General features: G+C 38.1%; 28 protein-coding genes. 2 read left to right on the forward strand and 26 right to left on the reverse strand.

The window, feature by feature from the left end; all coding sequences use genetic code 11:
- Window positions 1–39: 39 nt before the first annotated feature.
- Window positions 40–1413 (reverse strand): NAD-dependent succinate-semialdehyde dehydrogenase, encoded by a 1374-nt coding sequence (locus tag DQM95_RS05750; RefSeq protein WP_046390285.1) that lies wholly within the window; start codon window positions 1411–1413, stop codon window positions 40–42.
- Between the two features lie 209 nt (window positions 1414–1622).
- Between DQM95_RS05750 and DQM95_RS05755 the strand changes: the two genes are divergently transcribed.
- Window positions 1623–1823: a type II toxin-antitoxin system HicA family toxin gene (locus DQM95_RS05755; protein ID WP_037592036.1), complete on the forward strand. Its 201-nt coding sequence runs from the start codon at window positions 1623–1625 to the stop codon at window positions 1821–1823.
- A gap of 12 nt (window positions 1824–1835) precedes the next feature.
- The gene (locus tag DQM95_RS05760) at window positions 1836–2216 is read left to right on the forward strand and encodes a type II toxin-antitoxin system HicB family antitoxin (RefSeq protein ID WP_037592035.1); all 381 of its coding nucleotides are present in this window, start codon (window positions 1836–1838) and stop codon (window positions 2214–2216) included.
- 32 nt (window positions 2217–2248) lie between these two features.
- Here DQM95_RS05760 and DQM95_RS05765 read toward each other — a convergent pair whose 3' ends face one another.
- From DQM95_RS05765 to lepA, 25 genes are all read right to left on the reverse strand, one after another.
- A complete protein-coding gene (locus DQM95_RS05765; protein ID WP_037592032.1) occupies window positions 2249–2431 on the reverse strand; it encodes a hypothetical protein in 183 nt (60 codons plus the stop codon).
- Between the two features lie 33 nt (window positions 2432–2464).
- Window positions 2465–3148, reverse strand: coding sequence for a YjjG family noncanonical pyrimidine nucleotidase (locus DQM95_RS05770; protein WP_046391344.1), 684 nt, complete (start codon window positions 3146–3148; stop codon window positions 2465–2467).
- Window positions 3149–3284: 136 nt separating this feature from the next.
- The gene (locus DQM95_RS05775; RefSeq protein ID WP_037592029.1) at window positions 3285–4184 is read right to left on the reverse strand and encodes a Fic family protein; all 900 of its coding nucleotides are present in this window, start codon (window positions 4182–4184) and stop codon (window positions 3285–3287) included.
- 170 nt (window positions 4185–4354) lie between these two features.
- A complete protein-coding gene (locus tag DQM95_RS05780) occupies window positions 4355–5209 on the reverse strand; it encodes a Cof-type HAD-IIB family hydrolase (RefSeq protein WP_046391346.1) in 855 nt (284 codons plus the stop codon).
- A 254-nt stretch (window positions 5210–5463) separates the two neighbouring features.
- On the reverse strand, window positions 5464–5862 hold the full coding sequence (locus DQM95_RS05785; RefSeq protein WP_037592027.1) for a DoxX family protein: 399 nt from the start codon (window positions 5860–5862) through the stop codon (window positions 5464–5466).
- A 204-nt stretch (window positions 5863–6066) separates the two neighbouring features.
- Window positions 6067–6909, reverse strand: coding sequence for an aldo/keto reductase (locus DQM95_RS05790; RefSeq protein ID WP_037592026.1), 843 nt, complete (start codon window positions 6907–6909; stop codon window positions 6067–6069).
- Between the two features lie 258 nt (window positions 6910–7167).
- Window positions 7168–8358, reverse strand: coding sequence for a chromate efflux transporter (gene chrA / locus DQM95_RS05795; RefSeq protein WP_037592024.1), 1191 nt, complete (start codon window positions 8356–8358; stop codon window positions 7168–7170).
- A 127-nt stretch (window positions 8359–8485) separates the two neighbouring features.
- Window positions 8486–9103, reverse strand: a complete 618-nt coding sequence (locus DQM95_RS05800) for a hypothetical protein (RefSeq protein WP_037592022.1) — start codon at window positions 9101–9103, stop codon at window positions 8486–8488.
- Between the two features lie 72 nt (window positions 9104–9175).
- Window positions 9176–10348, reverse strand: coding sequence for an alpha/beta hydrolase (locus DQM95_RS05805; protein ID WP_111685965.1), 1173 nt, complete (start codon window positions 10346–10348; stop codon window positions 9176–9178).
- A 156-nt stretch (window positions 10349–10504) separates the two neighbouring features.
- Window positions 10505–11161 carry an ArsR/SmtB family transcription factor gene (locus tag DQM95_RS05810; RefSeq protein ID WP_037592020.1) on the reverse strand — a complete coding sequence of 219 codons (657 nt, stop codon included), beginning with the start codon at window positions 11159–11161 and terminating at the stop codon, window positions 10505–10507.
- Between the two features lie 129 nt (window positions 11162–11290).
- Window positions 11291–12550, reverse strand: coding sequence for a YeeE/YedE family protein (locus tag DQM95_RS05815; protein ID WP_046389422.1), 1260 nt, complete (start codon window positions 12548–12550; stop codon window positions 11291–11293).
- Between the two features lie 10 nt (window positions 12551–12560).
- Window positions 12561–13892 carry an APC family permease gene (locus DQM95_RS05820; RefSeq protein WP_037592017.1) on the reverse strand — a complete coding sequence of 444 codons (1332 nt, stop codon included), beginning with the start codon at window positions 13890–13892 and terminating at the stop codon, window positions 12561–12563.
- Between the two features lie 2 nt (window positions 13893–13894).
- A complete protein-coding gene (locus tag DQM95_RS05825; protein ID WP_037592015.1) occupies window positions 13895–15592 on the reverse strand; it encodes an FAD-dependent oxidoreductase in 1698 nt (565 codons plus the stop codon).
- Window positions 15593–15894: 302 nt separating this feature from the next.
- Entirely contained in the window at window positions 15895–16914 is a 1020-nt protein-coding gene (locus tag DQM95_RS05830) for a YeiH family protein (RefSeq protein ID WP_037592013.1), read from the reverse strand.
- 94 nt (window positions 16915–17008) lie between these two features.
- Complete coding sequence (locus DQM95_RS05835) at window positions 17009–17995, reverse strand: aldo/keto reductase (protein ID WP_111685966.1); 987 nt, start codon at window positions 17993–17995, stop codon at window positions 17009–17011.
- Window positions 17996–18017: 22 nt separating this feature from the next.
- The gene (locus DQM95_RS05840; protein ID WP_037592011.1) at window positions 18018–18341 is read right to left on the reverse strand and encodes a carboxymuconolactone decarboxylase family protein; all 324 of its coding nucleotides are present in this window, start codon (window positions 18339–18341) and stop codon (window positions 18018–18020) included.
- Between the two features lie 17 nt (window positions 18342–18358).
- A complete protein-coding gene (locus tag DQM95_RS05845; RefSeq protein WP_037592009.1) occupies window positions 18359–18763 on the reverse strand; it encodes a cupin domain-containing protein in 405 nt (134 codons plus the stop codon).
- A gap of 2 nt (window positions 18764–18765) precedes the next feature.
- Window positions 18766–19161 carry a stress response transcriptional regulator NmlR gene (gene nmlR / locus DQM95_RS05850; RefSeq protein ID WP_012658565.1) on the reverse strand — a complete coding sequence of 132 codons (396 nt, stop codon included), beginning with the start codon at window positions 19159–19161 and terminating at the stop codon, window positions 18766–18768.
- Window positions 19162–19170: 9 nt separating this feature from the next.
- On the reverse strand, window positions 19171–20211 hold the full coding sequence (locus tag DQM95_RS05855) for a zinc-dependent alcohol dehydrogenase family protein (RefSeq protein WP_037592007.1): 1041 nt from the start codon (window positions 20209–20211) through the stop codon (window positions 19171–19173).
- 168 nt (window positions 20212–20379) lie between these two features.
- On the reverse strand, window positions 20380–21219 hold the full coding sequence (locus DQM95_RS05860) for an SDR family oxidoreductase (RefSeq protein ID WP_037592496.1): 840 nt from the start codon (window positions 21217–21219) through the stop codon (window positions 20380–20382).
- A gap of 99 nt (window positions 21220–21318) precedes the next feature.
- The gene (locus tag DQM95_RS05865; protein WP_037592005.1) at window positions 21319–22173 is read right to left on the reverse strand and encodes an aldo/keto reductase; all 855 of its coding nucleotides are present in this window, start codon (window positions 22171–22173) and stop codon (window positions 21319–21321) included.
- 84 nt (window positions 22174–22257) lie between these two features.
- Window positions 22258–23433, reverse strand: a complete 1176-nt coding sequence (locus tag DQM95_RS05870; protein WP_037592003.1) for an Mbeg1-like protein — start codon at window positions 23431–23433, stop codon at window positions 22258–22260.
- A gap of 122 nt (window positions 23434–23555) precedes the next feature.
- Entirely contained in the window at window positions 23556–24209 is a 654-nt protein-coding gene (locus DQM95_RS05875; RefSeq protein WP_111685967.1) for an HD domain-containing protein, read from the reverse strand.
- The gene (gene msrB, locus DQM95_RS05880; protein ID WP_037592001.1) at window positions 24202–24660 is read right to left on the reverse strand and encodes a peptide-methionine (R)-S-oxide reductase MsrB; all 459 of its coding nucleotides are present in this window, start codon (window positions 24658–24660) and stop codon (window positions 24202–24204) included. The genes DQM95_RS05875 and msrB overlap by 8 nt, the downstream gene beginning before the upstream one ends.
- Before the next feature lie 102 nt (window positions 24661–24762).
- On the reverse strand, window positions 24763–26595 hold the full coding sequence (lepA, locus tag DQM95_RS05885) for a translation elongation factor 4 (protein ID WP_037591999.1): 1833 nt from the start codon (window positions 26593–26595) through the stop codon (window positions 24763–24765).
- Window positions 26596–26615 lie beyond the last annotated feature (20 nt).

Here is a 26615-nt window from a genome sequence, read left to right on the forward strand (position 1 = left end):
GCTTAAAGAAATCCTTTAAGCCTTTCACATCCTAACAGCTTATTTTTTTGGTGTGTAAATCAAGTGTTCATTGACAAAGGCTGTAAAACCAAGTTCACTTAATTCACGACCATAACCTGAATTTTTGATTCCGCCGAATGGAAGTTCAGGTAAGCTTGCCCAACCTGAGTTGATAAAGGACATACCTGTTTCAATTTGTGCAGCAACAGCTTCGCGGTGTTCTTTATTACTACTGAAGATAGTACCACCAAGGCCATAATTAGAGTCGTTGGCAACTTCAATAGCTTCTTCTTCTGAAGCCACTTTATAAATTTGACCAACAGGGCCAAAAATTTCTTGATAGTAGATTGGATTGTCTTTTGTCAAACCAGCAATGATGGTTGGCATAACAAAGTTACCTGGATGATCAATCGCTTCACCACCGTAAACTAATTCCGCACCATTATCCAAAGCCAATTGAATTTGGGCAAGAACATCTTCTTTAGCACCTGCTGAAGATAGTGGCGCCAAAGTTGTTTCTGGATCCATTGGATCACCCCATTTAGCTGTCTTGAAGACTTTGGTTAACAATTCTTTGAAACGGTCGTAGTCTTTTTCAAGAACAATGAATCGTTTTGAAGACGTACATACTTGACCTGCATTGTATAGACGTGAGAAGAAAAGAACAGATTCTAATTCATCCCAATCTGCATCGTCTAGAATGATAAAGGCATCATCACCACCCAATTCAAGGGTCGTTTTCTTCAAGTTTTTACCAGCTTCTTCAGCGATAGAGGCACCGCCACGTTCAGAACCAGTTAAGCAGACACCAACAACACGTTTGTCAGCAATGATTTTTGATACTTGATCATATGAAACAAAAAGATTGGTAAATGTTCCTTTTTCAGCACCAGCTTCATCAACTAATTCTTCAAAAGATTGAGCTGACCATGGACAGATTGACGCATGCTTCAAGACCATTGGGTTACCAACGATAAAGTTAGGAGCAAAGACGCGCATGATTTGGTAATATGGGAAGTTCCATGGTTCAACTGCAAGGATAACACCTGTTGCTTGTTTGATATAGTAAGCTTCACCTGTATCAGTTGTTAGTGGTGTTGGTTCTAAGAACTTATCCGCATTGTCAGCATAGTAGTCTGCAATGTCAGCACAGAGTTCAATTTCACCTTGAGCTTCAGTGAACAATTTCCCCATGTCTTTGGTCAAAATTTCCGCATATTTATCACGGTCACGACGCAGAATAGCAGCCACTTCATGAAGTTGTGCTTTACGAGTTTCTAACTGGTCATCTTTACGCCATTTTTTGTAAAGTTTGTGTGCTCTTTCAAGTACTTCTTCTAAGTGAGCATCGCTAGTGTTCTCATATTCTTTAAGAACTTCATTTGTAAAAGGGTAAATAGTTTTATAAGCCATAGCAAGCCTCCTCTTTTTATTACTTAAAGTCTATCAAAAATTGGTAACGATTTCAAAAAAACGCTACGAAAATAGAAAATTTTCTAAATTCTTTTATGAATTTCGGATAAATAAGATGACGAACTGAAACAGAAACAGTTTATGTTACCTCAATCCGTTGACAATGTGCGCATCATACGTATAATAAAAGATAAGAAAGTGAATCCTTAATGACACTGACTGGAAAAGAGTTATTGAAACTCGCTAAAAAACTTGGCTGGAAAGAAATTCGGATTTCTGACAGTCATCATCATTTCAAAAAAGAAGGTTTGCCATTCCTTGTCACAATTCCTGTCCATGGAAACAAGGATATCCCAATAGGTTTAGAAAAAAAGATTCGACATGATTTAGGAGACAAGACAAGCCGTTAAAGGAGTCAACATATGTTAAAAACCTACCCTGCTATTTTTCACCTGGAAAAAGAAAATCACTACTGGATTGAATTCCCTAATTTTAAAGGAGGTACAAGTGGTATTGGAATTGAAGAAGCCATGAAACATGCTCATCAAATGCTTGAAAGTGTTTTAGCTACTTATATCGACAACGGAATGGATCTACCAAAACCAACTGATTTATCTAACTTACAAGTTGAAGACGGATTTGTCACCTTAATACAAGTTGATCCATCACCCTTTTTAAAAAATACCAAAGCAATCCGCAAAAATGTGACTGTCCCTGAATGGCTGGTTCGACTTGCAGATCGACAAGATATCAATTATTCTGAAACCTTAACAAAGGCATTAGAAGATCTACTCTATAGCTAAAAACAGCACCTATGTGGAGGTGCTGTTTTTTATCACTCATTGTCTGGGACTTTTTCTAAGTCAGACGCTTCTCTCCAATCAAGCTCAAAGGAGTAACCGATGGGATCGATGAGATAAGAATCATCCATGATATCATCTGAAACATAAACAACAATACATTTATTATGAGTATTTTTGTCATAGACAATGTCATATAAGTTGATGAAATCAGTCATAATACTCTTCTTAAAAAACAATGACGCTTATCATTATAATATCTCTAAAAGTTCCTGATAATTAGAAACTACATAAGTTGGTTGGGCTTTACTGCCATTTTCTAAGTGATGAGGGTTGTACCAAACGGAATCAATGCCTGCATTATTGCCACCTTGTATATCAGCTGACAAAGAGTCCCCAATCATTAAACAATTTTTTCTATCAAAGTCTGGGATTTGTTGGCCAATCCAATCATAGAAAGCCTTGTCTGGTTTTTGACTACCAGATGCTTCTGAAATAAAAATAGCTTGGAAAAATGATGCAATATCTGAAGCTTTCATCCGTCCGGTTTGAATTTTGGTAATGCCATTGGTCGCTGCATATATGCGGTAGCCTTTTGATCTTAAAGTAGCCAATAATTCTGCTGCGCCAGCATAGGTTTGACCTTGGTCTTGAAGATGAGCCTGGTATCTTTCCGCCAGATAGCTACCGTCGACAGTTTTCCCAAAATGCTCAAACAACTTGGCAAAACGCGTGTTGACCAATTCTTTCTTTGTTAAACGCTTCTGTTCAAGATCCTTCCACATGGCTTTGTTCATTGGTTTGTAATAGTCTTTATAGGCCTGAAGATCAGGAACCTGGCATTCCATCAACAGTTCTGTTAGAGCCACTTCCTCTGCTTTATCAAAATCAAGCAAAGTATGGTCAAGGTCAAATAATAAGAATTTGTATGACAATTTAAGGATTCCTTTCTAGGTTTGAAAAAGGGCGACGAGGGATTATGTGGTCTGTAAAATTCTAAAATTTCCTGACCATTTCATGAGTCCAATTATACCATAATAATAAAATAACTGATTCCATTCACATGGGATATTATTGACCACCTAAGATACTAAGGTAATTATCAAGTCTTTCATTAAGATATCGAGCAAATAAATCTTCCATAGCTGACAAATCACCTTTTGAATGGTATTGATCAAAAGCCTGATAGTAGGCTAATCTATCCGTAAACTTAATATTTATTGGAGGATAACCTGCTTTCATCAGCTCTAAATTAACTAATAATCTACCCGTACGGCCATTACCATCAATAAAGGGATGAATGCTTTCAAACTCAATATGAAAAAGAGCCATTTTGGTAACAATATTTTCCCTGTTGCTTTCAAATTTGCTTAGGAGTTGTTCCATCATTGGACGGATAAGATATGGCTGAGCTGGTTCATTAGCTGCTCCCATAATATGAACTGGGACTTTTCGATAAACACCACGGTCGTCTTTTTTATCTGATAAAACTAAATAGTGAATGTCCTTTATGACTTGTTCCGTTAAACTTTGTTTTTCAGAAACAAGATTACAAACATATCTGAAAGCCTCCTGATGTCCTATGGCTTCCATATGGTCTTTTAAAGGCTTCTGATCAATTGTTAAGCCACGAAGTACCATGTCTGTTTCTCGCAGAGTTAGTGTATTTCCCTCAATAGCGTTTGAATTATAGGTAAATTCAACAGTAAATTCTTCTAATAATCGTTCTAATTCTCCACTTGTTAGTGGTCGTAATGATTTCAGAACTTCCAATTTTTCTTCAATTAGAGGAATGAGACTAGCCGATTTTTTGTATCTCCCATCTGACGGCTTTTTAGCATCAATTGGGATTTTCCATGCTCTGCCCTCTTGGAAAGCTCCTTCAATTTTGCCTTCCTGACAAAGGGTTCGAATACGCCTATCTGAAATTCCCCATAGAAGTGCTGCTTGTTTTACACTCATATAGTCCATACATAACCTCACTTTCAAACCCAATTATACCATAGTTCGGAACAATAGATGATTTATCGGAATAACATTTTCAATTTAGCGGAACAATACAAGCTAAAATATCTTAAAATCATGGTTTCAGCCCACCCAAAAAACAGCCCCCTTCCGTAGGGCTGCTTTTGTCTTTCTTCTTAAAGTGTCACATCCTTTAATTCTGGGATGTATTTGTAAAGGGCTTTGGCGATGCCGTCGTGGTCGTTGTCGTCTGTGACATCGTAAGCAACCTCTTTCAATTCATCGATGGCGTTGCCCATGGCGATGCCGTATTTAACATATTTAAGCATGGCCAAGTCATTTTGGGCGTCGCCGAAGGCCATCATTTCATCGCTTGAAATGCCCATTTCTTCGAAGGCTTTTTCGATAGCCACATCTTTTTCCACGCCCTTAGCATTGAATTCATAATAGAAAGGCGCGGTCATTCCGGTACGGGCACGCTCTTTAAATGGCGCACCCATTTTTTCTGCATTTTCGGCCATATAATCAGATGAAGCTGCTACCAAAATTTTTGATACTTCGAAATCCACGAAGTCTGCCAAATCAGCTTTTTCGCAGATCAAAAATTCATTAGAACGTGTCTCATATTGAATAATGTCCATATCACCATTTGGCGTATGAATCATTCCCTTAAAGGCATCATTCAAATACATGTATTCATCCTTGTTAACCATGGGAATACAATCGAATTGCTTCAAGTGTTCCAAAATTTCCTTAGCTAATTCTGTCGGCATAGCCTTCTCGTAATAGACTTCATTGGTCTGACTATTGATAATCAACCCACCATTGTAACAAATGAAAATGCCGTTATTGTGCTCAAAATCTAACCAGCGACCAAAGCGTCTTAAACCATTTTCACTTCGAGCTGACGCAATAGCTAAACGGATACCCAATTTTTGAGCTTTTAATAAAGCTTCCTTGGTTTCAACAGTAATCTCTTTTTGAGAGTTGGTCAAAGTGCCATCAATGTCTAAAATAATGGCTTTAATCATGACAAACTTTTCTCCTTTTCTTTTAAATACTTGAACAAGACTATAGACAAATCGTGATTAACTTGACAGTCTTAATTCTTGTATCAGCAATCTATTTCATGCTTATTTCTATTATTACTATATCCTAAAATCAAATTTTTGTCGTCTTCTTTATGGATCAAACTATTAAAAATTTTAAAAAAAGAAAAATATCCTTACGCATAGATAATAAAACCCCTAATTCAACGAATTAGGGGTAAATTAGATAGTGATATCTAGTCCTTCTTTTTAGCTATGAAATTATCTACTCCCAATGCTCCGCTTCCTGTAAAGACAAAAAGGAAAAAAACAAAAGCGTACAAGGCATCAAGTTCACCTTTATTGACATAAGGCAGGAAAACATTGCCTGCTAATCCATGAAACATGAAATAAGCCACTGCCATTTGTCCAGATAAAATAAATGCTACTAAGCGTGTCGCAAGGCCAATTAAAACTAAAAAGCCAAAGACTAGTTCAATGATACCACCAACTCCAATTAAACTAGTTAATGGCACAACTTTACCACTGAAAGTGCCAAAAACCTTGTCTAAGCCATGAAAAATCATCATGTAACCCGTAACAATGCGAAGTAAGCCTAGGGCATATGGGGTAAAATTATCTATGTGTTTTTGCATAATATCTCCTTCTTGCAAGTGTCATCTTATTTATCACTAGTTATTAATACTTGCTTGAAAAGTTTACCTTATTGTCATTACTTTTGCAATAGCTTAGCTCATTATTCATTATATTTTTTGTATTTTTAATAATATCTATCATTGAGACAAAAAAGCCATTTCAAAGGAAATGGCTTTGCTGTTTCTTAATGTAAAAAGACTGGATTAGAAATCTGTTTCATCTGGGTTTTTCTGCATTTTAACACCTTCGACTTGGTCTAATTTGACCATATCTTCTTCTGATAATTCAAAATCAAAGATATCTAGGTTTGCTTCAATATTTTTTGGAGTAACAGATTTTGGTAATGGTAAGAAGCCTTTTTGTAAGCTCCAACGTAAGGCAACTTGTGCTACTGAGCGACCATTAGCTTCTGCAACTTCTTTTGCCATGGCATTGTCAAAAATAGTTCCTGTTCCAAGTGGACTATAAGCTTCTAACAAAATATCATGTTTTTGGCAAAATGCAACCAACTCTTCTTGAGGGCAACCTGGCGCTAGTAAGACTTGGTTGACATGTGGTTTGATTTCGGAAGTTTCAAATAAAGCTTCTAAGTGGTGGATCATAAAGTTGGAAACACCAATGGCTCTAACTTTTTTAGCTTTATAGGCTTCTTCCATAGCTTTCCAAGCACCTGCATTACCAGCTTTCCAAGCATCATTTTCACGTAAAGCTTTTGGATTTGGCCAGTGAATTAGAAGTAAATCCACATAATCAACACCAAGTGTTTCAAGTGATTTATCGATAGATGCTTTTGCCAACTCATAATCATGTTTGTCATTCCAAACCTTGGTTGTTAAGAAAATATCTTCACGAGGAATACCACTGTCAGCAATGGCTTTTCCGACACTCGCTTCATTGCGATAAATTTGCGCTGTATCGACATGCGTATAACCAACTTTTAAAGCATGAGCAACGCTATTATAAGCTTCTTCGCCATCAGGAATTTGCCATGTCCCAAAACCAATTTTGGGAATCGTTACGCCGTTTGAAAGTGTATAAGTTTCCATAGTAACCTCCTTGATTACATTGCTAGTTTCGTAGCTATTATCTTTTCTCATCTGACAAGTGCTAATTTGCATGTTTAGAGTCGCCAGTATGAGAATTGTTTTACATATTCATTTTAACAGGTTTGGGGATGTCAAATCAAGAGTTTAATTTCTTTTTTGAAAAGGATTTCAACGTTAGGGAAAAGCTGAACCTCTAATACCTATTTTCCTCATTTGATGTGTCAGGATCCCCACCTCAAAGGCGCTAGCCTGATTTTGCTAGATCACCAAACCAAGCAGCATAACAAGGACGATGATCAAGGGAGCGGGCACCTTTTTACTCAAAAGCGTTAGGGTCGTTATCAGAACCACTATGGCAGATATGAGGTTAAGGGGTAAGCTTGTTAATTGGGTGATGGCGGTTAGGGTAATCAAGGCCGCTACGGTTAAAGTAACTCCATTTAAAAAGTATTTGATGTAGCTGAGCTTACGGAAATGTTGCCATAAGGGGGTCATGAAAAAGACCAAAAGGGTTCCGGGTAGGAAAATCATCAGTCCACCAAGGATACCAATCAAGAGTCCGAAGCTTGCATCCGCAAAGGATCGTGCTGCTACAAAAGCTGCAAAGCTAAAGAGTGGGCCTGGAACGGCTTGGTCAAAGGCATAGCCTGTTAAAAAGTCAGACTGTGTTAGCAGGTGTTGGCTCTTCACTAAGTCTTGAATCATAAGCGGAATAATGACTTGTCCCCCGCCAATAACAGAATAGCCATAGCGATACATAGAGGCAAAAAGAGATAAAAGCGGTTGATGCCATTGATCCAACAGTTGAAAAATGATAGCAAATAGAGCAATCAGCCACACATACTTCCAACCTGCCTGACGCCATTTAAAATGCAAGCCTTGCCCTTTGACTATACCTTGTCGCCAATAAGGTAAACTCCTCAAAATCCCACCTAACATGAGTAAAAGGAAAACCATCCAGACAGATAAATCAATGGTTAAAAAGGCAAGAATACCCATCATTAGGAAAAAAGCTAAGCTTCTCAGATCAATGACCACTTTACGTGTCAGATTTATGGCTGCATAAATGATAAAAGCGATGGCTGCCGCGGGTAAATAAGTTACTAAGTTCTGCCAAAGATGATTCCCTTTGAAAAAATGGAAGAATAATCCCAAGGTCGACATCATCAGAACTGCAGGCCCTATCCAAATCAAGAAAGTCAGTAAAGCTAATTTCTTTCCTCCTAGATGATAACCAATTGCTGTGATGGTTTGAGTACTGGAGGGACCTGGAACAATTGAAAAGAGACCAATCAATTCACTCAGTTCTTCTTCAGTAATATAAGACCTTTTTTGAATCAATTGATGGGCAAAAACACCATAATGCGCTTCAGGTCCACCATAAGAGGCCAAAGAACATAAAAAGACGTCTTTTAAAAATTGTTTATGGGATAAGGTTTTGAAAGTCATCGCTATTCTCCAATTATAGTTTTCTGAAAATCTTATCACTTCTATTCTAGCATAGTGATTAGAAATATCTAAAAAAGAAGCTTTTTATAGACAGTCAAAAAGCTACCCTAAGGCAGCCTTTTTAAGATTAATAAACCCCTCTGATCACTTCAACACGGCTAATCTCATCACCATGCATTTTTTCAACTCTGAGGGCAACATTCTTTAAGTAGACAATGGATCCCACTGAAATCGTTTTGTTGTCTTCATTTAATTTGCGGGTCATATAAGTCTTCAAGGTATCGTCTTTTTCAGCTTGAATATTAATTCTAGCCATAACGTTAACCATTTTAATTTTATGATTAGCCCGGATAATCATACGGGTCGCATTATCAAATTGAATAAAGAGGTAACGACGAATAGCAAATAAGACGGCTACAGCAATAATGCCTAATAAGAAATCCGATATACTGGGATGATCCACAATTAATTGGCGGGTTAAGGCAAATAAAAGTACTTCTATCACTGTCCCAGGGGATGGTTTCGAAAGCATCTTAATCAACTCCACACCAACCGCCAAAGACATAGCACGTGATAGGACCACTTCAAACAAACGATCATTATCAATTTTACTAGAGAGAAATCCAGGCAGTTCACTAATCAATGAAAAAGCAAAGAAAACCATTGCTACCATTAATATAAATGATAGAACCATCTCTAAATAATGGGAAACTTCTGTTTCAATATCTTGTAGGTATTTTCTCACAACATCTCCTTTTTTCTAAAAATCTTTAGTATTATCATACCATATTTGCCCTATGAGGAATAGTTTGGTGCTTTAAGGTTTTTGCAATTGCTCCTTAAACCAAGCCTTGGTTAAGTGCAAATAGGCTTGACTCCCTAAATTACCATCAACACGATCAAAAGCATGATTGGTAAAAGGAATAATAACCAGTTTATTGGGAATACCATGTTTGGTTAAAACCTCAGAAAGATGATAGGTCGCCTCTTGCGGTACCAGTGTATCTCGTTGACCTGCAATTAATAAGGTGGGTGGTGTCTTTGTAGAAACAGCATTTTTAGGGGTTCGTTCTGCATATTTCTCAGGCATTTGATCCGGTCGACCACCAAAATAGGAAAGAACCATAGCTTTAGCTGTGTCGCCTTTAATAGGGTCATCATTCTCATAAAAAGTCTGCGGGTCAGCAACAGGGTATGAAGCTGCAACAGCCGACACTTTTGGCAGTGGTCTTCCCCCCACTTCCTTGTAACTGCCATTATTAATTTTATAGGCTAATTCCAAAGCCAGGTTTCCCCCAGCAGAAATACCAGTAACCGCCAAACGGTCTGTCGACCCACCGTAATCCTTAGCATGTTTTTTTACCCAAGCGAAACCTTCCGCCAATTGCTTTTCCGTCAAGTCTGACAGATGGCGCTTCCGATTGGATAAATCGTAATCCAGACTAAAGACAACATAATCATCTTTAGCAAAAGATTGCCAATAATAAGCATGAGAGGAACGATGGCCTGCCACCCAACCCCCACCATGAATGAAAATCAAAACAGGCTTATCCTTGATCTTGTTTTTGGTATAGTAGACATTCAATTTGAGATCACCATAAGGCGATTTGGTATAAGATTTAACATCTACTGAAACCCCAGGATTTTCTTCCGCCTGATAGGACTTCAAAAAACTGACGTCTGCACCCAAGTGATTAAGGTTGGTTTCAATAGACAAAACAATATAAGCCCCACACAGAAAACTAATCAAGGCTATCGCGGCGTTGACAAGATGCCAGTGACTCTTTTGATGCCGCAAAGCAAGAAACAAACTAACCAGGAAAACCACAGCCAGCAAAGGTAGCCAAAGCCTAACATAAGGAACGGTGTAGTGATTAGCTACCGAACCCAAATAGGGAATAGGGAAAAGCGTAGCCAAGTTGAAAACCAATAGGGTTACAATCACTCCTTCAAAGAGTAGATAAGCTATTTTTTTTAAAATAAGTGCCAACCCCTTTCATAAAACTCTCTATCTAACTAGGTTAACAAAAGACCCCAAGTCTTGCAAATACTGACTGTAAAAAACGAGAAGTCTCAAGTGAGAACTTCTCGTTTTTTCAAATTAAATGTCACACACAACTATACTTTCATAATCCCTAGGTATGTCTTACAACATTTCTCTTTGCCATTCAAAGTGTGTCATGTTGACACTGTAAGCTTCAAATCCTAACTTGTTCAAATAAGCAGAGGCTTGATTGGCATATGGACAAAATCTTCCTCTACAATACAAAATAATCGGGATATCTTTTGGGATACAATCAACTTTATTTTCCAATTGATGATAAGGAATATTAATGGCGCCCTGAATATGATCTAGAGAGAACTCCTTTGGAATTCTGAGATCAATCAACTGGACTTCTTTTCGATCCGCTAAGACCAATGCTTCTTTCACTGATAATGTCTTTATAAAAGGATCACTCTGATCAAATTCCGCTTCAATATACCTCAATTTTGGAGATTGCTCTTCACTCAATAAATGAATATCATTTAGAATATGTTCTATTCTATCTGATGAAATGCTATAAACAATATATTTCCCATCCTTGAGACTATTAACGAGATTTGCTTCTTTCAACACTTGCAAATGTCTAGAAGTATTGGCAACAGTCATGTCAGAAATGCGCGCAAGTTGTTCAACAGTTTTACTTCCGTGAATTAATCGATGCAAAATCTCAATCCGTTTTTCACTCGATATTGCTTTGCCAATTTTAACATATTCTGAAAAAACTTGATCCATATAGTGTCTATCATTTTTTTCGAACATTTAAGAATTTCCTCCAAGTTTCCTCAATTATATCACAATCTGAAAACATTCAAAATCAAAAGATATTTTTGATAAAAAAAAGAGAACTTGACGGTGAGTCTAAATTCTCTAATAGGGCAAGCATTCACATTATAAATTTACTTTCTGAGCAACCTTATTTCCAAGTATTCCACCTAATACCAAGAAGATTAAGAAAACCCAACCAGATAATGAAAAGTTTGCGATTGGTGTATATAATGCTCCAACATTACAACCATTTGATAAACGTGTTCCAAATCCCATTAATAAGCCACCTAAAATATAAAAAGTTGCTTCTTTAGATGTGATTTTGAGTTCAGACTTAAAGACTTTAAGAAAAGTACCTGAGGTTAATAAAAATAATAGTGTCCCCATGATGATTCCAAAGTTTTGAACACTGACTGGGTGTTGGAAAAATGGTGTTGTAAATGCAGGTTCAGGCATGTGCGTAAAACTAGATAACTGAGACGCTTTGACCCCAAAAAGCATTAATCCTTTTCCAAACCAAAGTCCATAAGGAGTTGAAGCACCCCAACCCGCTTTAGTGATACCCATCAATAGGGTAAATAAGCTTGCTAAAATAACGGCAGCTTTTCGTAATGACCAAGCATTGACAAAAAGACGTTGATACCAATCCGTTTCAGACGTTACTTCTTTATGAGAATCAGTAACTTCGATATCTTGAATTTTTTCACCAAAATGCCCAGTATAAGTGCCTGATTGCTTACGCTTTTCTTCATATAGATGAGCTAAATAGATGATAATTGCTGATAACAAACCCGTTAAAATCAAAGCACCTAAGTAACCTTTCATCCCATCCCACTTGAAAAGATCGGGTAAGTAAACTCCACCATACAATTTAGAACCTACCTCACTAGTAAACCAAGAATCTTTAACTATAGAACTTGTGTTTTGAATAGGGAATCCAATGAAAACACCAAATGCAAAAAAGATAAGGGTAATTAGTGCTCTTGGTAAAGCTGTTACTAAGTCGGTTAAAACACCTGAAGCACAGCAAGACGAAAAAGTCATCCCAAAACCAAATAAAATCCCACCAAGTATCAAACCTACATTTATTGGATTAATCCAAAGATCAAACTTTGTAGGATCAGCATTCATCAAAAATGCTGTTGACAAGAGAGTTGTGAGGAAAAACATCATCATCATTGTTCTCATTAATCGTGTTGAACCTGTGCGATAAGCGCGGTTCACACTGCCTGCAAAACCTGTATAACCCCTACTTAAGGTATATCCTAGAGCAACTCCAATAATTAACCTAAAGTAAAGCATATCTGAACTCAATAAAAATTTTCCTAAAACGAGTAAAAGTATCGCTAAAAGAAATCCTAACATTTTTTCTATATTTTTCATTCTGTCTCCTTCAACACTTCTTATCAGTGTTGTAATTATTTAATTTTCTAAAATAAAAGCTTCCCAATAATATCCAAATCAATAATATGGCAAATGATTGAGGTCTTAATTGACTTGGTGAACCAGGAAATACCAGTAATATAATGAATAATAGACCAACTAAAAAACCTAAAAAACAAAGCCATTTTTCTTTTTGAGAAGTTGCTAATTTGATACTAATATAAGATACGTAAGCATATGTTAAACCAGCCATCAAACTTGATATATCTACGATATAAAGGATAATCATCCTTCCTAAAAACGGCATTAAAATGGAAATAATTGTAACAAACTTTAATGCATTTTCTGGCACACTTGCTTCATTTTCCTTTGAAAAATAGTCTGGTAATAATCCGTGACATCCAAGAGATTCGAAGACACGGCTACTTCCAATCATAAAACCATTAATACCACCAACAATTGCTGCAAAGAGAGCTAGGCAAAGACAAGCAAAGCCTAACCAACCAAAATGAGTATAAACAGCGTTCCCACTTGCCCAAGTCAAGGTGTGAGCTTTTTGTGGAGTAAAAGCCAAAGCTGTCATCACATTAAGAGCGTTATATATGAGTACTCCAAAACCAGTGGCAAGGATTGTCATTTTTGTAGCGAACTTGCGATCAAAGCCTAAATCCGTAATGACTTGTGGTACGATATCAAATCCTACAAATAAGAAGGGAATAATAGCTAATACTTGGATGATTTGACCAAAATCAAACTGGTAATGACTGATATAAGTCTGAATAAATGTACTTTTTTCAGGTTTTAATACCATCAAGAAAGTGAGCAAAAATACAATAGCTACTAAACTCAGAATAAGTATTTTTTGAAAGGTCATTGAAAGTGATATGCCTTTTTTATTGATAATATAAAAACAATAAATGACGGACGTTGAAATCACTAAATCGGATAGAAAAACTGGATTGCCTGCAATAGAATATAAATACATATATGAAAAGTTTGGAAGCAATGATTTTATCACTAATGATAAGGCACTAGCATTTAAAGGTATCAATGTCAGATAACAAAAGGATAAGGCCCACCCCACGATAAAACCATGTTGACGTCCCAGTTGTTTATAGACGTAAGAAAATTCTCCTCCTTTATCATGATGATTCTCCATCATGACATGATAGGCAACTTGAACAAAATAGATCAAGCCCCAGCCTATGATAAATCCTATAGCTGTATTGATGACACCGGATTGTGTGAGAAATTTTTGCCCAGGTAAGTAGAAAGCACCCCAACCTATTACCGAACCAATAACTAATGCAAGAATATCAATTTTATTTAATTTTTTTGGCATCTTTAGTTAAAATTGTAGTTGGTCAAAATGGACTCTCGATCACTTGTCATGTCTTTGAAGTATTCGTGATAACTCAAGCCAAGGAATGAACCTTGGATATTGACAACATTATTAAAGCCATATCCTTTCAATGCACAAATAGCATAGTAACTATTCCATGATGTACGACAATGGATATAGACAGTTTGATCTCTTGGAATTTCATCTAGACGTTGTCTGATTTCATCAAGAGGTATATTGACAGCCCCTTTAATATGAGCATCTTCAAAGGCTGATCTTCCACGGACATCTAAAATATAAGCTCCTTGTTCAACAAGACTTCTTACCTCTGACATTGGAATCTGTTGATAAACTCCATTAAGATTGTTTAAGCCGACAATACCGGCAAAGTTAACAGGATCTTTTGCTGTTGAAAATGCTGGCGCATAACAAAGTTCTAAGTCTTTCAAATCTTCCAAATCTCCGCCCATACTAATTACAGTAGCAATGACGTTAATATTTTTTATCGGATTTCCTTTGCTGATAGCTTGCGCCCCAAGAATTTTTCCGCTAGGGTACTGATAAATGACTTTAAGGTGCATTGGTGAAGCTTCAGGCATGAGGCCAACACGATCATTTGGAATAACATAGACTGTACGGTAGTCAATGTTATTGGCTTGACAATCTTTTTCATTTAATCCAGTAGAGGCTGCATTCATATCAAAAACACGAATACAAGAAGAGCCTATGACACCTTTATTTCGAGACATTTTTCCAAATAGAGCATCTGCTGCATTCCGAGCTTGCTTTTGTGCAGGACCTGCTAAAGGAAGGCGAGTTTTTTTGCCAGTCAAAAGATGTGTCACTTCAATGGCATCACCAACTGCATAGACATCTTGAAGACTCGTTTGATAGTTATGATCAACTTTTATAGCTCCACTTTCACCAATCTCAATACCTGATTCCACTGCAAAATGAATATCTGGTTGAACTCCAATTGCCATAATTACCAACTGTGCATTCAGTTTCTTACCACTTTTTAAATGGACTTCTGTTTCAGTAATTTCAGTAACAGCATCCTCCAAAATAAGATTAATGTGGTTATCATAAAGTTCTTTATGGAGCATTTGTACCATATCAATGTCAAACGGCATCATGATTTGATTACCTGCCTCAACCAATGTCACATTTTTGCCTGATTTTTTAAGACATTCAGCTACTTCAACTCCTATAAAACCGCCACCGACAACTACAATCTCATTGGCTTGTTGATTACTTAAATAACTATCAATATATCTGACATCACTAACATTTTTTAAAGTAAAGACATGTTTTGAATCAATACCTTTGATTGATTTAGGTTTTATTGCCTTAGCACCAGGTGACAATATTAAATAATCGTAATAGTCTTCATAGGTGTCACCTGTATTGAGATCTTTAATCAAAACACTATGTTTATCGGCATTGATACTTAAAACTTCACTTCTGGTCTTCGCTTCTAAGTTATAGGTTGTTTTGAAAGTTACAGGATTGTAAAAAATTAAATCGTCAATCTTTTCGACTTCACCACTAAAGTAATTAGGTAAACAACAATTTGAAAATGAAATATCATTACCCTTATCGTAAATGGTAATCTCTGCATTCTCATCTAGTCGACGGATACGTGCTGCTACAGACGCTCCTCCAGCAACTCCTCCCACAACAATAAACTTTTTAGACATAAACAACTCCTTGTTTGTTATTTTTTTCACAATTCATTCTATCATTCAATTGAATGTTTGTCAATAAAAATTTAACCGTTTCCAATTTTAACCTTATTTTCTTATCAAAAAAATGAATGCTTTAGTGATTAAGTAATAAAACAATTATATTTTAAATTTGATACTAAATAACTTTTAAACAATCCCATATGCCCACCCTATTTCCTATGACATTCTCAAACTTTCTAACCATTTAAAAAGCCAGAAACAACTGTTTCTGGCTGATGAATATCATAATCTGAATGCTTTTAGGCATTGTTTCTTTACCAAGTCCCCAATAAGGCTTGCATCAATAAGCTAACGAAGCTGATGGCTATCCAACAAATGGCACCTAAGGTAATAGCTTGACCTCCGGTTTTGATGAGTTTAAAGAGATTTGTATTTAGGCCAATAGCTACCATGGCCATGACAATGAAGAATTTAGATAAAACTTTCAATTGTTCAAACAAAGTAAGTGACAGGCCTAAACCACTCAAGATAGTGGTTAAAAGTGATGCTAGTAGAAAAAAAAGGACAAAAGTTGGAAAGGCTTTTTTAAAATTAAAACTTGAACCCTTCTGGTTTTGACTGGCTTTTTTCTCTTTGTAAATGGCTAAAGCCAGTGTTATTGGAATAATAGCAAGAGTTCTGGTTAATTTGACAATGGTTGCTTGGTCCAAGGCATTGGAATGGTGAATGGCGTCCCAGGAAGCCGCTGTTGCTGTCACTGAAGACGTGTCATTTACGGCTGTACCTGCAAACAGAGCGAAGCCATGGTTAGACAAGCCAATGATTTGCCCAAAGGTTGGGAAAATCAGCGCAGCCATGACATTAAACAAAAAAATAACCGAAATGGCTTTGGCAATATCATCATCCTTGGCATCAATAACGGGTGCTGTCGCAGCAATAGCAGATCCTCCACAAATAGAGGAACCCACGCCCACAAGTGTTGCTGTGTTAACATCTAAGTTCAGTTTCTTTTGCAAGATATAAGCGACTAAAAGAGCTGTTGCAATGGTAGATATAATGATTGGGAGTGATTCAAGTCCAACTTTAAAGACTTGATTGAGGTTAAGGCCAAATCCTAAGAGGACGACTGCAGTTTGCAGAATGTATTTGGAGGTAAAAGCAATACCAGCTTGACTTCTGTCTCTTTTTGTATAAAAAGTAGCAATCACCATCCCCATCAGGATTCCAAAAACAGGACCACCAATGATTGGAAAGGCCTGTCCTAAAAACCAGGCTGGTAAGGCTATGAATAGACAGATAACTAGTCCAGGAAGTTTCTTTTGAATGCTTGTCATATGTACTCCTTTTCTGTCCCCTATTATAGCCCTTTTGAAGGGTAATGTAAAACCAAGAAAAAATCCTCTGCTTTTCAGCAAAGGATTGCAAACATTATAATGCTCCCACTATTTGGTGAGGAAGGTAGTGACTGTCCAAGGCTTCCATCTCTTCATCTGTTAACGTTACAGAAAATGCCCCCATAAAATCATCCAGATACTTTTCTTTGGTAACACCGACAATTGGGGCATGAATGCCTTTTTGCCATAACCAAGCAAGGGCTACCTGGGCACGACTAATGCCACGTTTTTCAGCAATTTGCGCCACCATTTTGACAATTTCTAAATCCTGTTCTTGGGTTTTGTCATACTTAGAAATAGCAACTTGGTCCGTCTTACTTCTTGCTGTTTCTGCGTCCCAATCCCTGACAATTCTTCCAGCAGCTAAAGGACTATAAGGAACTAGTGCCACACCTGAATCTTGACAGAATGGCATCATTTCTCTTTCATCTTCACGATAAAGCATATTGTAATGATTTTGCATGACAGAGAATTTGGTCCAGCCATTTTTTTCCGCCACGTATTGGGCTTTTTGGAATTGCCAAGCGTACATAGCTGATGCCCCAAGGTAATGAACTTTCCCAGCCTTTACCAAATCGTGTAGCGCGGACATAGTCTCTTCAATAGGTGTGTTATAGTCCCAACGGTGGATGTATAACAAATCAATGTAGTCAGTCCCGAGACGTTCTAAGCTAGCATTAACCTGATTAAAGATAGCTTTCCGGGATAAGCCAGTGGTATTTCTACCCTCATGTTTGCCATCACCAAAAAAGACTTTTGTAGCAATAACAATTTCTTCGCGATCAGCAAAGTCACGAATAGCTCTCCCTAAATATTCTTCGCTTGTTCCTGCAGCATAGGTATTAGCGGTGTCGAAGAAATTAATCCCCATATCCAACGCTTTTTTGATGATGCTACGGCTGGCTTCTTCATCTAAGAGCCAACCTGAGTGAAATCCCTTACTAGCATCTCCAAAACTCATGCAGCCCAAACAAAGTTTAGAGACAGAAAGACCTGTTTGTCCAAGTTTAATATATTCCATGTGTTCCTCCCTTAATAATTGATTATTCCTGTTCCCAAATGCGTTTTGCACGGTTGAAGGTTGACCAAGCCTTTGGCCATCCTACGTAGAATGCCAAATGGGTGATGAGTTCTACTATTTCTTGCTTGGTGACACCATTGGTTTTAGCCAATTGTAAATGATGGTCCAACTGCTCAAAATTACCTCCTGAAATCAATGCCGATACGGTAATCATGGAACGGGTCTTTGCTGGTAATTGTTCTTCACGTGACCAGATTTGACCAAATAAAATATCATCATTACATTCTGCAAATTTAGGTGCAAATTCACCCAAGATATCGCGACCTGCTGTTACTTTTTCTGCCATTTGAAAAACCTACTTTCTTATTTTTCTATCCTGTTATATTGCTCATCAGTCACAGCTTCATAAAACTCACTCTTACCTGATGTAATGGCAATATGTGAGAACCAAGAATTTTTTGTTGCACCGTGCCAATGCTTTACCCCCTTATTGGTAACGACAGTATCACCAGCAACTAATTTCCGGGCAGTTTTACCTTCTTCTTGATACCATCCTTCGCCGGCAGTCACTAGTAAGATTTGAAAACCATCCAAATGGACATGCCAATTATTTCGGCAACCTGGTTCAAAGGTAACATTACCAACACTTAAACTTTCATCTGGTGATTTTGCAAGACTTTGTAAGTAAGATTGTCCAATAAAAAAGTTACCATAGGGGTTTTCTTCACCCATTGGAAAAATACCGTTTTTGACAAGTTCTTCATTCATTATTATGACTCACTTTCTTTTTGATCAAATAATTGATGTTCACGTGGAACTACCTTGTTTTGATAATTGTCTATTTTGTGATTGAGACGATCCAGTGCAGCTTGAAGCTTAGAAACTCTTTCTTCTAGTTTTTCTCTCTCCTCTTGTAGAATAGCCAAGCGGGCTCCAATAGTGCTATCCCCTTGCTCAACAAGTCCAATGTAGTCAATCAAGCTTTCCACAGAAACGCCTGCGCCTCGAAAATAGCGAACAAATTCCAAAACAGAGATATCTCTGTCAGAAAAATTGCGAACACCCGACTGATTTCGGGTCACTGGTGGAATTAAACCGATGCGTTCATAATAGCGAATGGTATCCGCTGAAACCCCTGTTAATTCACTGACTTTTTTAATATTCATAAGACCTCTTTAATCACTGATAAGAACTAATGATTTAATAGCTTCACGTTTATCCATGGCTTCATAGGCTAATTGAATGTCATCCAAGGTAAAGGATTTGGTAAAAACTTTGCCAGGATTGATTTTGTCGCTCAAGACTGCTTCAAGCAAGACCTCTTTATCAAAGGTTGTAACCGAAGCAATTCCACCACGTAAGCCAATATTTTTCCAGAAGAGATTGTTGGTATTCATTTCTGGATTTTGTGGGATTCCAACACGACCAACTATTGCTCCTGGTCTAGCAATTTTGACTGCGGTGTCAACAGATTGTTCAGTCCCAACACATTCTAAAATGGCATCAACCCCTTCTTGATTAGTCAAAGCCATTACTTTTTCAACAGCGTCATCTCCACGTTCAGCAATAATATCAGTAGCTCCAAATTCAAGGGCTAGTTCTTGGCGATCTTTATGACGGCTCATAGCGATGATGCGTTTAGCCCCTAATAATTTAGCAGCTATAACGCCACAAAGGCCTACAGCCCCGTCCCCCATAACAACGACAGTGTCACCTTCCTTGACTTCTGCTGTTTTGGCAGCATGATAACCCGTTGCCATCACATCTGATAAGGTGAGGAGTGAGTTCAATTTGTCATCACTATAATCTGATGGTTGACCTGGAACTTTAACCAAAGCCCAATCCGCATTGGTATAGCGAAGGTATTCAGCTTGATAACCAATCTTTTTACCTGGTACATGATTGGTACAGTTCCCATCAAAACCAGCCTTACAAGCTGCGCACTGGCCACAACCATGTGTGAAGGGAACAATGACAAAATCTCCTGCTTGAACGTTAGTGACTGCTTCTCCCACTGATTCAACAATACCTATTGCTTCATGACCGGCATAAGAACCCGTTTCCCTTTGAGAAATACCACGATACCACCATAAATCAGAACCACAGACACAAGCTCTGACAATTTTAATAATAGCATCCGTTGGTGCTTCGATAATGGGTTTTTCACGTTCCGTAATTACCATTTTTCCTGGCTCTATAAATGTTGCTGCTTTCATACGATTCCTCTTTTCTATAATCTCATTATAAACCTTTGAGTTCACTTCAAGTCAAGTAGAAACTGTCATTTACAATCATATTTCAGAATTTTTAAGAATTAATACTTAAAGTGAAATTCTGTTTCACGACTTTCAATGACTACCATCTTTTTACTTAACCGTTCTGTTTTACATATCTGTCTTTTCTGGTTGCAACGGCCCATAAAAATAGGAAGCCGTAGCGCCACCATCTATCAAAAAAGTTGAACCTGTAATATAGGATGCACGATCACTCATCAGTAATTCTGCCAAGTTAGCGACTTCATCTGCTGTACCAGGACGTCCTGCTGGTGATTTGGCAAACATATTTTTATAAAAATCCCCTCGTGGACCATTAAATTCATCAACAGCTAATGGCGTGACAATAATTCCAGGGGCAATGGCATTTAAGCGAGCGCCGCGTTCAGCCCAAATGACGGACTGTCCCATAACACGTTTTTCATTTGCACGTTTAGCCAATTGGTAGGCATGTAAACTATTTTTGATCTGATCCACTTGCAGAAAATCAAGGGCTAAGAGACTTTCTGTATCAGCAGTTGCTAATTGTCGATCTTGCTCAGCACTTAAAGCTGGCATACGAAATCCAGATTGACTAGAAATCGTGATCCCAGTCCCACCACTTTCAATGACTTTACCGACTTCTTCAAGGAGAATAGCTGTGCCATAAAGATCAACTTTTAGGACCAATTCAATTGAAGCTTGTGAGGGAGAAACCCCTGCACCATTAATCAAGTGATGGATGGGGCCAAAACTTTGCCCATAAGCAATCATTTTTTTGATGGCATCTCTAGATGCTAAATCCATTTCGAAAGGCTCCACATCATAGCCTGCTTCTGTCATGATGTTAGCAATGGCTTTCGCATTGGAAATAGACTTATCCCCCATGATAATTTTGTAACCAAAGCCAATTCTTCTAGCAATAGCCATGGACAGTTGGCCTGCACCAGTTACTAAGATAACCTTTGTCATAACTTTACCTTCTTTCATAAGTTATCCCTATTCTATTCCTTGGAGTTGACTCCAAGTCAAGTCAAAAACGAAAAAAAGATGAAGAAAAATCTTCATCTTTTATTTACCACTGAAAACAGGGAAGCGAGCATCTTCACCATAATCCCTGAATTGCAATTGATTTAAGCGTTCCATATCTTCTCTTTGAATGGTAAAATTCATTTTCAAATTGGCTAACATGTGCTCTGGGTTTTCGGTTTTAGGTAATGCAACCATACCAAGTTGTAAAACATACTTGATACATAGGACCGCACTAGAAACCTGATATTTATCAGCTATTGCCTTAATGGTTGGATCTTTTAAGGCTTGACCATGTGCAATTGGTGAGTAAGCTTCTATCAGAATGTCTTTTTGCTTGCAATAGTCCACCAAGTCAAAAGGAACATTTCCAATGTGACTTAAAATTTGGTTGACAGCAGGCTTAACATGACCATGTTTTTCAATGTTTTGAATATCTTTTATCAAGAAGTTTGACAAGCCAATAGATTTTACTTTACCAGCTTTCTGCGCATCTTCTAATGCTCGCCAAGCCTCCAGATTGCCTTGATCAAAATTCTTTTCCCTTGACCGCCATTCCTTCCAAGGTTGCGGACTATGGATAATCATTAAATCTAAATAATCTAAGCCTAGTTTCAATAAGGAGTCATCAATTGAAGCTAATGCTTCTTGATAGCTTTTATGTTCAGCTGCCACTTTACTGGTGACAAAAACTTCTTCACGCGGTATGCCAGAAATAAAAAGTCCTTTTCCAACACCAACCTCATTTCCATAGGCTTGAGCAGTATCTATATGTCGGTATCCTAACTTCAAAGCTTGAGATACCAGACGTTCAGCATGCTCATCTTTGATCATCCAGGTACCATATCCTAATTGAGGGATACGGGTGCCGTCATTTAATTTTAGTGTTTCTAACATGATTAGACCTCCGTTCTTAACCCTATTATAGCACTGACCATAGAGTCTAGGTCAAGTAGAAACTGTAAAAGCAAAAACCACCTTTTAAGGTAGTTTTTTTCTTGACTTTCTTTTCAAAAAGTTGTTGATAGTCTCTTGGATTTTTTCCGAAACTTCCCTTTTACGATAACCAGTATAATCATGGATCAGTTGCCTTAATGACTTCAACATAATCACTTTTTTAGCTTGATCGATAGACCTAAGACTGGCTATGATTTTAAATAAGGTGACAAAGGATTTTTCATCAAAGGTAAAGACATGTAAGCTGGTCATGCCACTGGAAATAATGGCATCAAAAAAGCTATCACAAACTAACTTCAACTCTTGTTTTGATAACTGTTTGGTCCAATCCTTAAACGTCTGATCCAAGGTTAAACTTAAATGAGAGGGTTTGGAAACCGTCTCAAATTTTCCTTTAAGATTAACCTGCCAATTACAGGTCTTATGCTGTAAAACGCCAAATGCCTCACTCTTAATGAGTTTTGCTTTAACATCACAGTATAACATAACACCAACAACAGATTCCTGTGGGCGCATGACTATCAGTCGGTCTCGAATAGCTTGATAACTCTCACGCGCTAGCAATTCCTCAGCCAAACCAGGTGAATCCAATAGGTAAACCTTCTTTATCTTTTCCTGATATTTTTCCAAAGAAAAGCTAGCAGCATATAAGGCCAAATTGCCACCCTTAGAATGGCCAGAAATAATAATGTTGCAGTCTTGATGTTCTTCTAGATAGTGACTCAAATAGGCAATAGCTGAGCGATGGGCTGGGATTTCTGACATATAAGTTAGCTTAAAATCTTCTTTCCAACCAATTAAACTATCATCGGTCCCTCGAAAAACCATCTGCACATGATTGATTTCTGGAATGCTAAAAATCATAGCTGCAAATTGCTTTTCAAACTCTGGATTAACCTCATTGACATAATGGGACAGGCTAACATTCTCAAAACGTTTAGAGGCCTGGATAGCTCTAAATAGCTCCAGCCGCTCCTGAGTAATCAAATAGTTATATACCGTTTTATGACTGTCTTCACCACTGTCCTTGATAATTGACTTGAGCTTAATGGTGGTCGATGCATCAATGGTCACATCAGCTAGGTCATCGAAAGATAAATAACCTATCTCATTAAGAGCAACAATATCAAGTTCATTAAGCGGTAAGTCCGCAAATGACTCCTCTTGGACGTGTTTAATATAATCTGTTAAAACTGGCAATCCTGCACCTTTTCCTTCCTAACCTCCATTCTATCTAAGAAAAGGAGCCCGGTCAAGGGGCTTAAAAGCCCTAAACAGGTCCCTTAGATACTCATCTCTCTTTTACAGCTGACGTGAATTGGCTAGCGCTTGCCATCCCACTCCTCGTAGAATTGCTCTAAGTAAGTCAGTAAGAACTCATGACGTTGCTGCGCTAGCTTTTTCCCAAAAGTGGTGTTCATCCGATCTTTTAAAGTTAACAATTTTTCATAGAAATGCATGATGGCTGTGTCCTGGCCATTACGGTACTCTTCCTGCGTCATATTTTCCCTAGGTGTCATGTTAGGGTCGTGAATGAGTCGGCCTTTGTGACCCGAATATGCCATGCAACGGGCAATACCGATGGCACCAATGCCATCCAAGCGGTCGGCGTCCTGAACAATCTTAGCTTCTAAGTCGGTCAAAGCTTTACCATGGCCCCCTTTAAAGGAAATGGTGCGCGTGATGTCTAAAATATGGTCTACTTGTTCTTGTGTCAAGTCTTTAGCATAAAGCCATTCTTGAACTTCTAAGTCAGCTTTTTTGGGGTCTTCATTTAATTTCTCATCAGCCATGTCATGTAAGAGTGCTGCCATGATACAGATAAAGGTATTGGCTCCTTCTTCAGTTGCAATACTTTCAGCGCTATGACAAACACGGACAATATGCCACCAGTCGTGACCACTAGTTTCTCTAGCAAGTTTCTCATGAACCCAGTCTTGGGTTTCTTTAAGGATTAAAGTCTCTTTTTCAGTCATTGATTTCATCCTCTTTTTTCTGAAATAAGGCAAGATACTGTCCATAGCCTTCAGTCTCCATGGCATCATATGGAATAAAACGCAGTGCTGCCGAATTAATACAATAACGAAGTCCCCCCGCCTCTCTAGGCCCATCATTAAAGACATGCCCTAAATGGGACTGAGCTTGACGACTTTTGACTTCAATCCGACGCATGCCATAAGAAAGATCTTCATGGTTGGTCAACATGCGATTATCAATAGGTTTCGTAAAGGCTGGCCAGCCACAACCAGATTGAAATTTGTCTTCTGAGGAGAAAAGTACCTCACCACTAACCACGTCCACATAGATCCCTTTTTCGAAAAACTGATCATATTTGCCCGTAAAAGCAGGCTCTGTCGCTGCTTTTTGTGTCACCTCATATGCTAAATCACCAATTCTTTGACGTAACTGCTCTTGATTTTCTGTCATAAGCGCCCTCACCTCCTGATTTTCTTACTATTTTACCAAAAAGGACCCATTTATTCGCACTTTTAACATAAAAATAACCTTACATGAAGTAAGGTTACAAGTTTATTTTTTAGTATCTTCATCCATAGAAAGGACACTTAGGAAAGCTTCTTGTGGAACTTCAACGGATCCAATAGCTTTCATCCGTTTCTTACCGGCTTTTTGTTTTTCAAGCAATTTACGTTTACGTGAAACGTCACCACCATAACATTTAGCCAATACGTTTTTACGCAGAGCTTTGATGTCAGAACGGGCCACAATTTTTTGACCAATGGCCGCCTGAATAGGCACTTCAAATTGTTGACGAGGAATAATTTTCTTTAATTTCTCAACAATCAATTTACCACGCTCATAGGCGAATTCTCTATGAACAATAAAGCTCAAAGCATCAACTTTATCACCATTTAAGAGAATATCCATTTTAACCAACTGAGATTTACGGTATTCTGAAATCTCATAATCAAAGCTGGCATAACCACGAGTTGATGATTTTAACTTGTCAAAGAAATCAAAGACAATCTCAGCCAATGGAATCTGATATATGACATTAACACGGTTATCATCAATATAATCCATGGTCACAAAATCCCCACGCTTGCGCTGTGCCAATTCCATAACCGCACCTACAAACTCTTGGGGCACCATGATTTGTGCCTTAACATAAGGCTCCTCAATAGAATCCACTTTTGTTGGATCTGGAAATTCTGATGGATTGGAAACAGCAAGCATCTCACCGTCTGTGGTGTTGATATGATAAACAACCGACGGAGCCGTCATAATTAAATCAATATTAAACTCACGCTCCAGACGCTCTTGAATAACATCCATGTGTAAAAGACCTAAGAAACCACAACGGAAGCCAAAGCCTAAGGCCTGAGAGGTTTCAGGTTCAAATTGCAAGCTGGCATCATTTAATTGCAGTTTTTCCAAAGCTTCGCGTAAATCATTGTATTTATTAGACTCAATCGGATAAAGACCGGCAAAAACCATAGGGTTCATCTGCTTGTAACCGTCCAATGGTTCTGAAGCAGGATTATTAGCTAATGTCACCGTATCTCCAACACGGGTATCCGCAACCGTTTTAATTGAGGCAGCAATATAACCAACATCACCAGTCGCTAAGAAATCACGACCAATGGCTTTTGGTGTGAAAATACCTACTTCTGTTACATCAAAGCTTTTGCCATTAGACATCATTTGGATTTTATCGCCAGGTTTAACCACACCATTGATGATGCGGACTTGTAAAATAACCCCACGGTAGGCATCGTAGACCGAATCAAAAATCAAGGCTTGTAGTGGCGCATCGACATCCCCACTTGGTGCTGGAACTTTTTCCACGATTTGCTCTAATATTTCTTCAATACCGATACCAGCTTTTGCTGAGGCCAGAACTGCTTCCGAAGCGTCTAGCCCTATCACGTCTTCAATTTCCTGACGCACGCGCTCTGGGTCTGCAGCTGGCAAGTCAATCTTGTTAATCACTGGTAAAATTTCCAAATCATTGTCTAAGGCTAAATAAACATTAGCCAGTGTCTGAGCTTCTATCCCTTGCGCAGCATCAACCACCAAAACAGCCCCTTCACAGGCAGCTAAAGAACGAGAAACTTCATAGGTGAAGTCAACGTGCCCTGGTGTGTCAATTAGGTGCAAAATGTAGGTTTCACCATCTTTTGCGGTGTAATTGAGTTCAATAGCATTTAGTTTGATGGTAATCCCACGCTCGCGCTCTAAATCCATAGAGTCTAACAATTGAGCCTGCATCTCCCGTGACGAAACCGTTTCGGTCTTCTCCAAAATACGGTCGGCCAAAGTTGATTTACCATGGTCAATATGGGCGATGATGGAGAAATTTCTGATTTTCTCTTGTCTATTTTTGAGTTCTTGACTGTTCATTCAATTTTCCTATACACATT

The sequence above is a fragment of the Streptococcus uberis genome (assembly GCF_900475595.1).
GTDB classification, from domain to species: Bacteria; Bacillota; Bacilli; order Lactobacillales; family Streptococcaceae; genus Streptococcus; species Streptococcus uberis.

Excerpts from the sequence above, each read along its gene's own strand:
- DQM95_RS05830 (WP_037592013.1), bottom strand. The coding sequence starts at position 16,914 with ATGACAAGCATTCAAAAGAAACTTCCTGGACTAGTTATCTGTCTATTC.
- DQM95_RS05835 (WP_111685966.1), bottom strand. The coding sequence starts at position 17,995 with ATGGAATATATTAAACTTGGACAAACAGGTCTTTCTGTCTCTAAACTT.
- lepA (WP_037591999.1), bottom strand. The coding sequence starts at position 26,595 with ATGAACAGTCAAGAACTCAAAAATAGACAAGAGAAAATCAGAAATTTC.
- DQM95_RS05775 (WP_037592029.1), bottom strand. The coding sequence starts at position 4,184 with ATGGACTATATGAGTGTAAAACAAGCAGCACTTCTATGGGGAATTTCA.
- DQM95_RS05750 (WP_046390285.1), bottom strand. The coding sequence starts at position 1,413 with ATGGCTTATAAAACTATTTACCCTTTTACAAATGAAGTTCTTAAAGAA.
- msrB (WP_037592001.1), bottom strand. The coding sequence starts at position 24,660 with ATGACAGAAAATCAAGAGCAGTTACGTCAAAGAATTGGTGATTTAGCA.
- DQM95_RS05765 (WP_037592032.1), bottom strand. The coding sequence starts at position 2,431 with ATGACTGATTTCATCAACTTATATGACATTGTCTATGACAAAAATACT.
- DQM95_RS05820 (WP_037592017.1), bottom strand. The coding sequence starts at position 13,892 with ATGCCAAAAAAATTAAATAAAATTGATATTCTTGCATTAGTTATTGGT.
- DQM95_RS05855 (WP_037592007.1), bottom strand. The coding sequence starts at position 20,211 with ATGAAAGCAGCAACATTTATAGAGCCAGGAAAAATGGTAATTACGGAA.
- DQM95_RS05780 (WP_046391346.1), bottom strand. The coding sequence starts at position 5,209 with ATGATTAAAGCCATTATTTTAGACATTGATGGCACTTTGACCAACTCT.
- DQM95_RS05760 (WP_037592035.1), top strand. The coding sequence starts at position 1,836 with ATGTTAAAAACCTACCCTGCTATTTTTCACCTGGAAAAAGAAAATCAC.
- DQM95_RS05840 (WP_037592011.1), bottom strand. The coding sequence starts at position 18,341 with ATGGCAGAAAAAGTAACAGCAGGTCGCGATATCTTGGGTGAATTTGCA.
- nmlR (WP_012658565.1), bottom strand. The coding sequence starts at position 19,161 with ATGAATATTAAAAAAGTCAGTGAATTAACAGGGGTTTCAGCGGATACC.
- DQM95_RS05785 (WP_037592027.1), bottom strand. The coding sequence starts at position 5,862 with ATGCAAAAACACATAGATAATTTTACCCCATATGCCCTAGGCTTACTT.
- DQM95_RS05860 (WP_037592496.1), bottom strand. The coding sequence starts at position 21,219 with ATGACAAAGGTTATCTTAGTAACTGGTGCAGGCCAACTGTCCATGGCT.
- DQM95_RS05810 (WP_037592020.1), bottom strand. The coding sequence starts at position 11,161 with ATGTTCGAAAAAAATGATAGACACTATATGGATCAAGTTTTTTCAGAA.
- DQM95_RS05875 (WP_111685967.1), bottom strand. The coding sequence starts at position 24,209 with ATGACTGAAAAAGAGACTTTAATCCTTAAAGAAACCCAAGACTGGGTT.
- DQM95_RS05865 (WP_037592005.1), bottom strand. The coding sequence starts at position 22,173 with ATGTTAGAAACACTAAAATTAAATGACGGCACCCGTATCCCTCAATTA.
- DQM95_RS05790 (WP_037592026.1), bottom strand. The coding sequence starts at position 6,909 with ATGGAAACTTATACACTTTCAAACGGCGTAACGATTCCCAAAATTGGT.
- DQM95_RS05825 (WP_037592015.1), bottom strand. The coding sequence starts at position 15,592 with ATGTCTAAAAAGTTTATTGTTGTGGGAGGAGTTGCTGGAGGAGCGTCT.
- DQM95_RS05845 (WP_037592009.1), bottom strand. The coding sequence starts at position 18,763 with ATGAATGAAGAACTTGTCAAAAACGGTATTTTTCCAATGGGTGAAGAA.
- DQM95_RS05755 (WP_037592036.1), top strand. The coding sequence starts at position 1,623 with ATGACACTGACTGGAAAAGAGTTATTGAAACTCGCTAAAAAACTTGGC.
- DQM95_RS05815 (WP_046389422.1), bottom strand. The coding sequence starts at position 12,550 with ATGAAAAATATAGAAAAAATGTTAGGATTTCTTTTAGCGATACTTTTA.
- chrA (WP_037592024.1), bottom strand. The coding sequence starts at position 8,358 with ATGACTTTCAAAACCTTATCCCATAAACAATTTTTAAAAGACGTCTTT.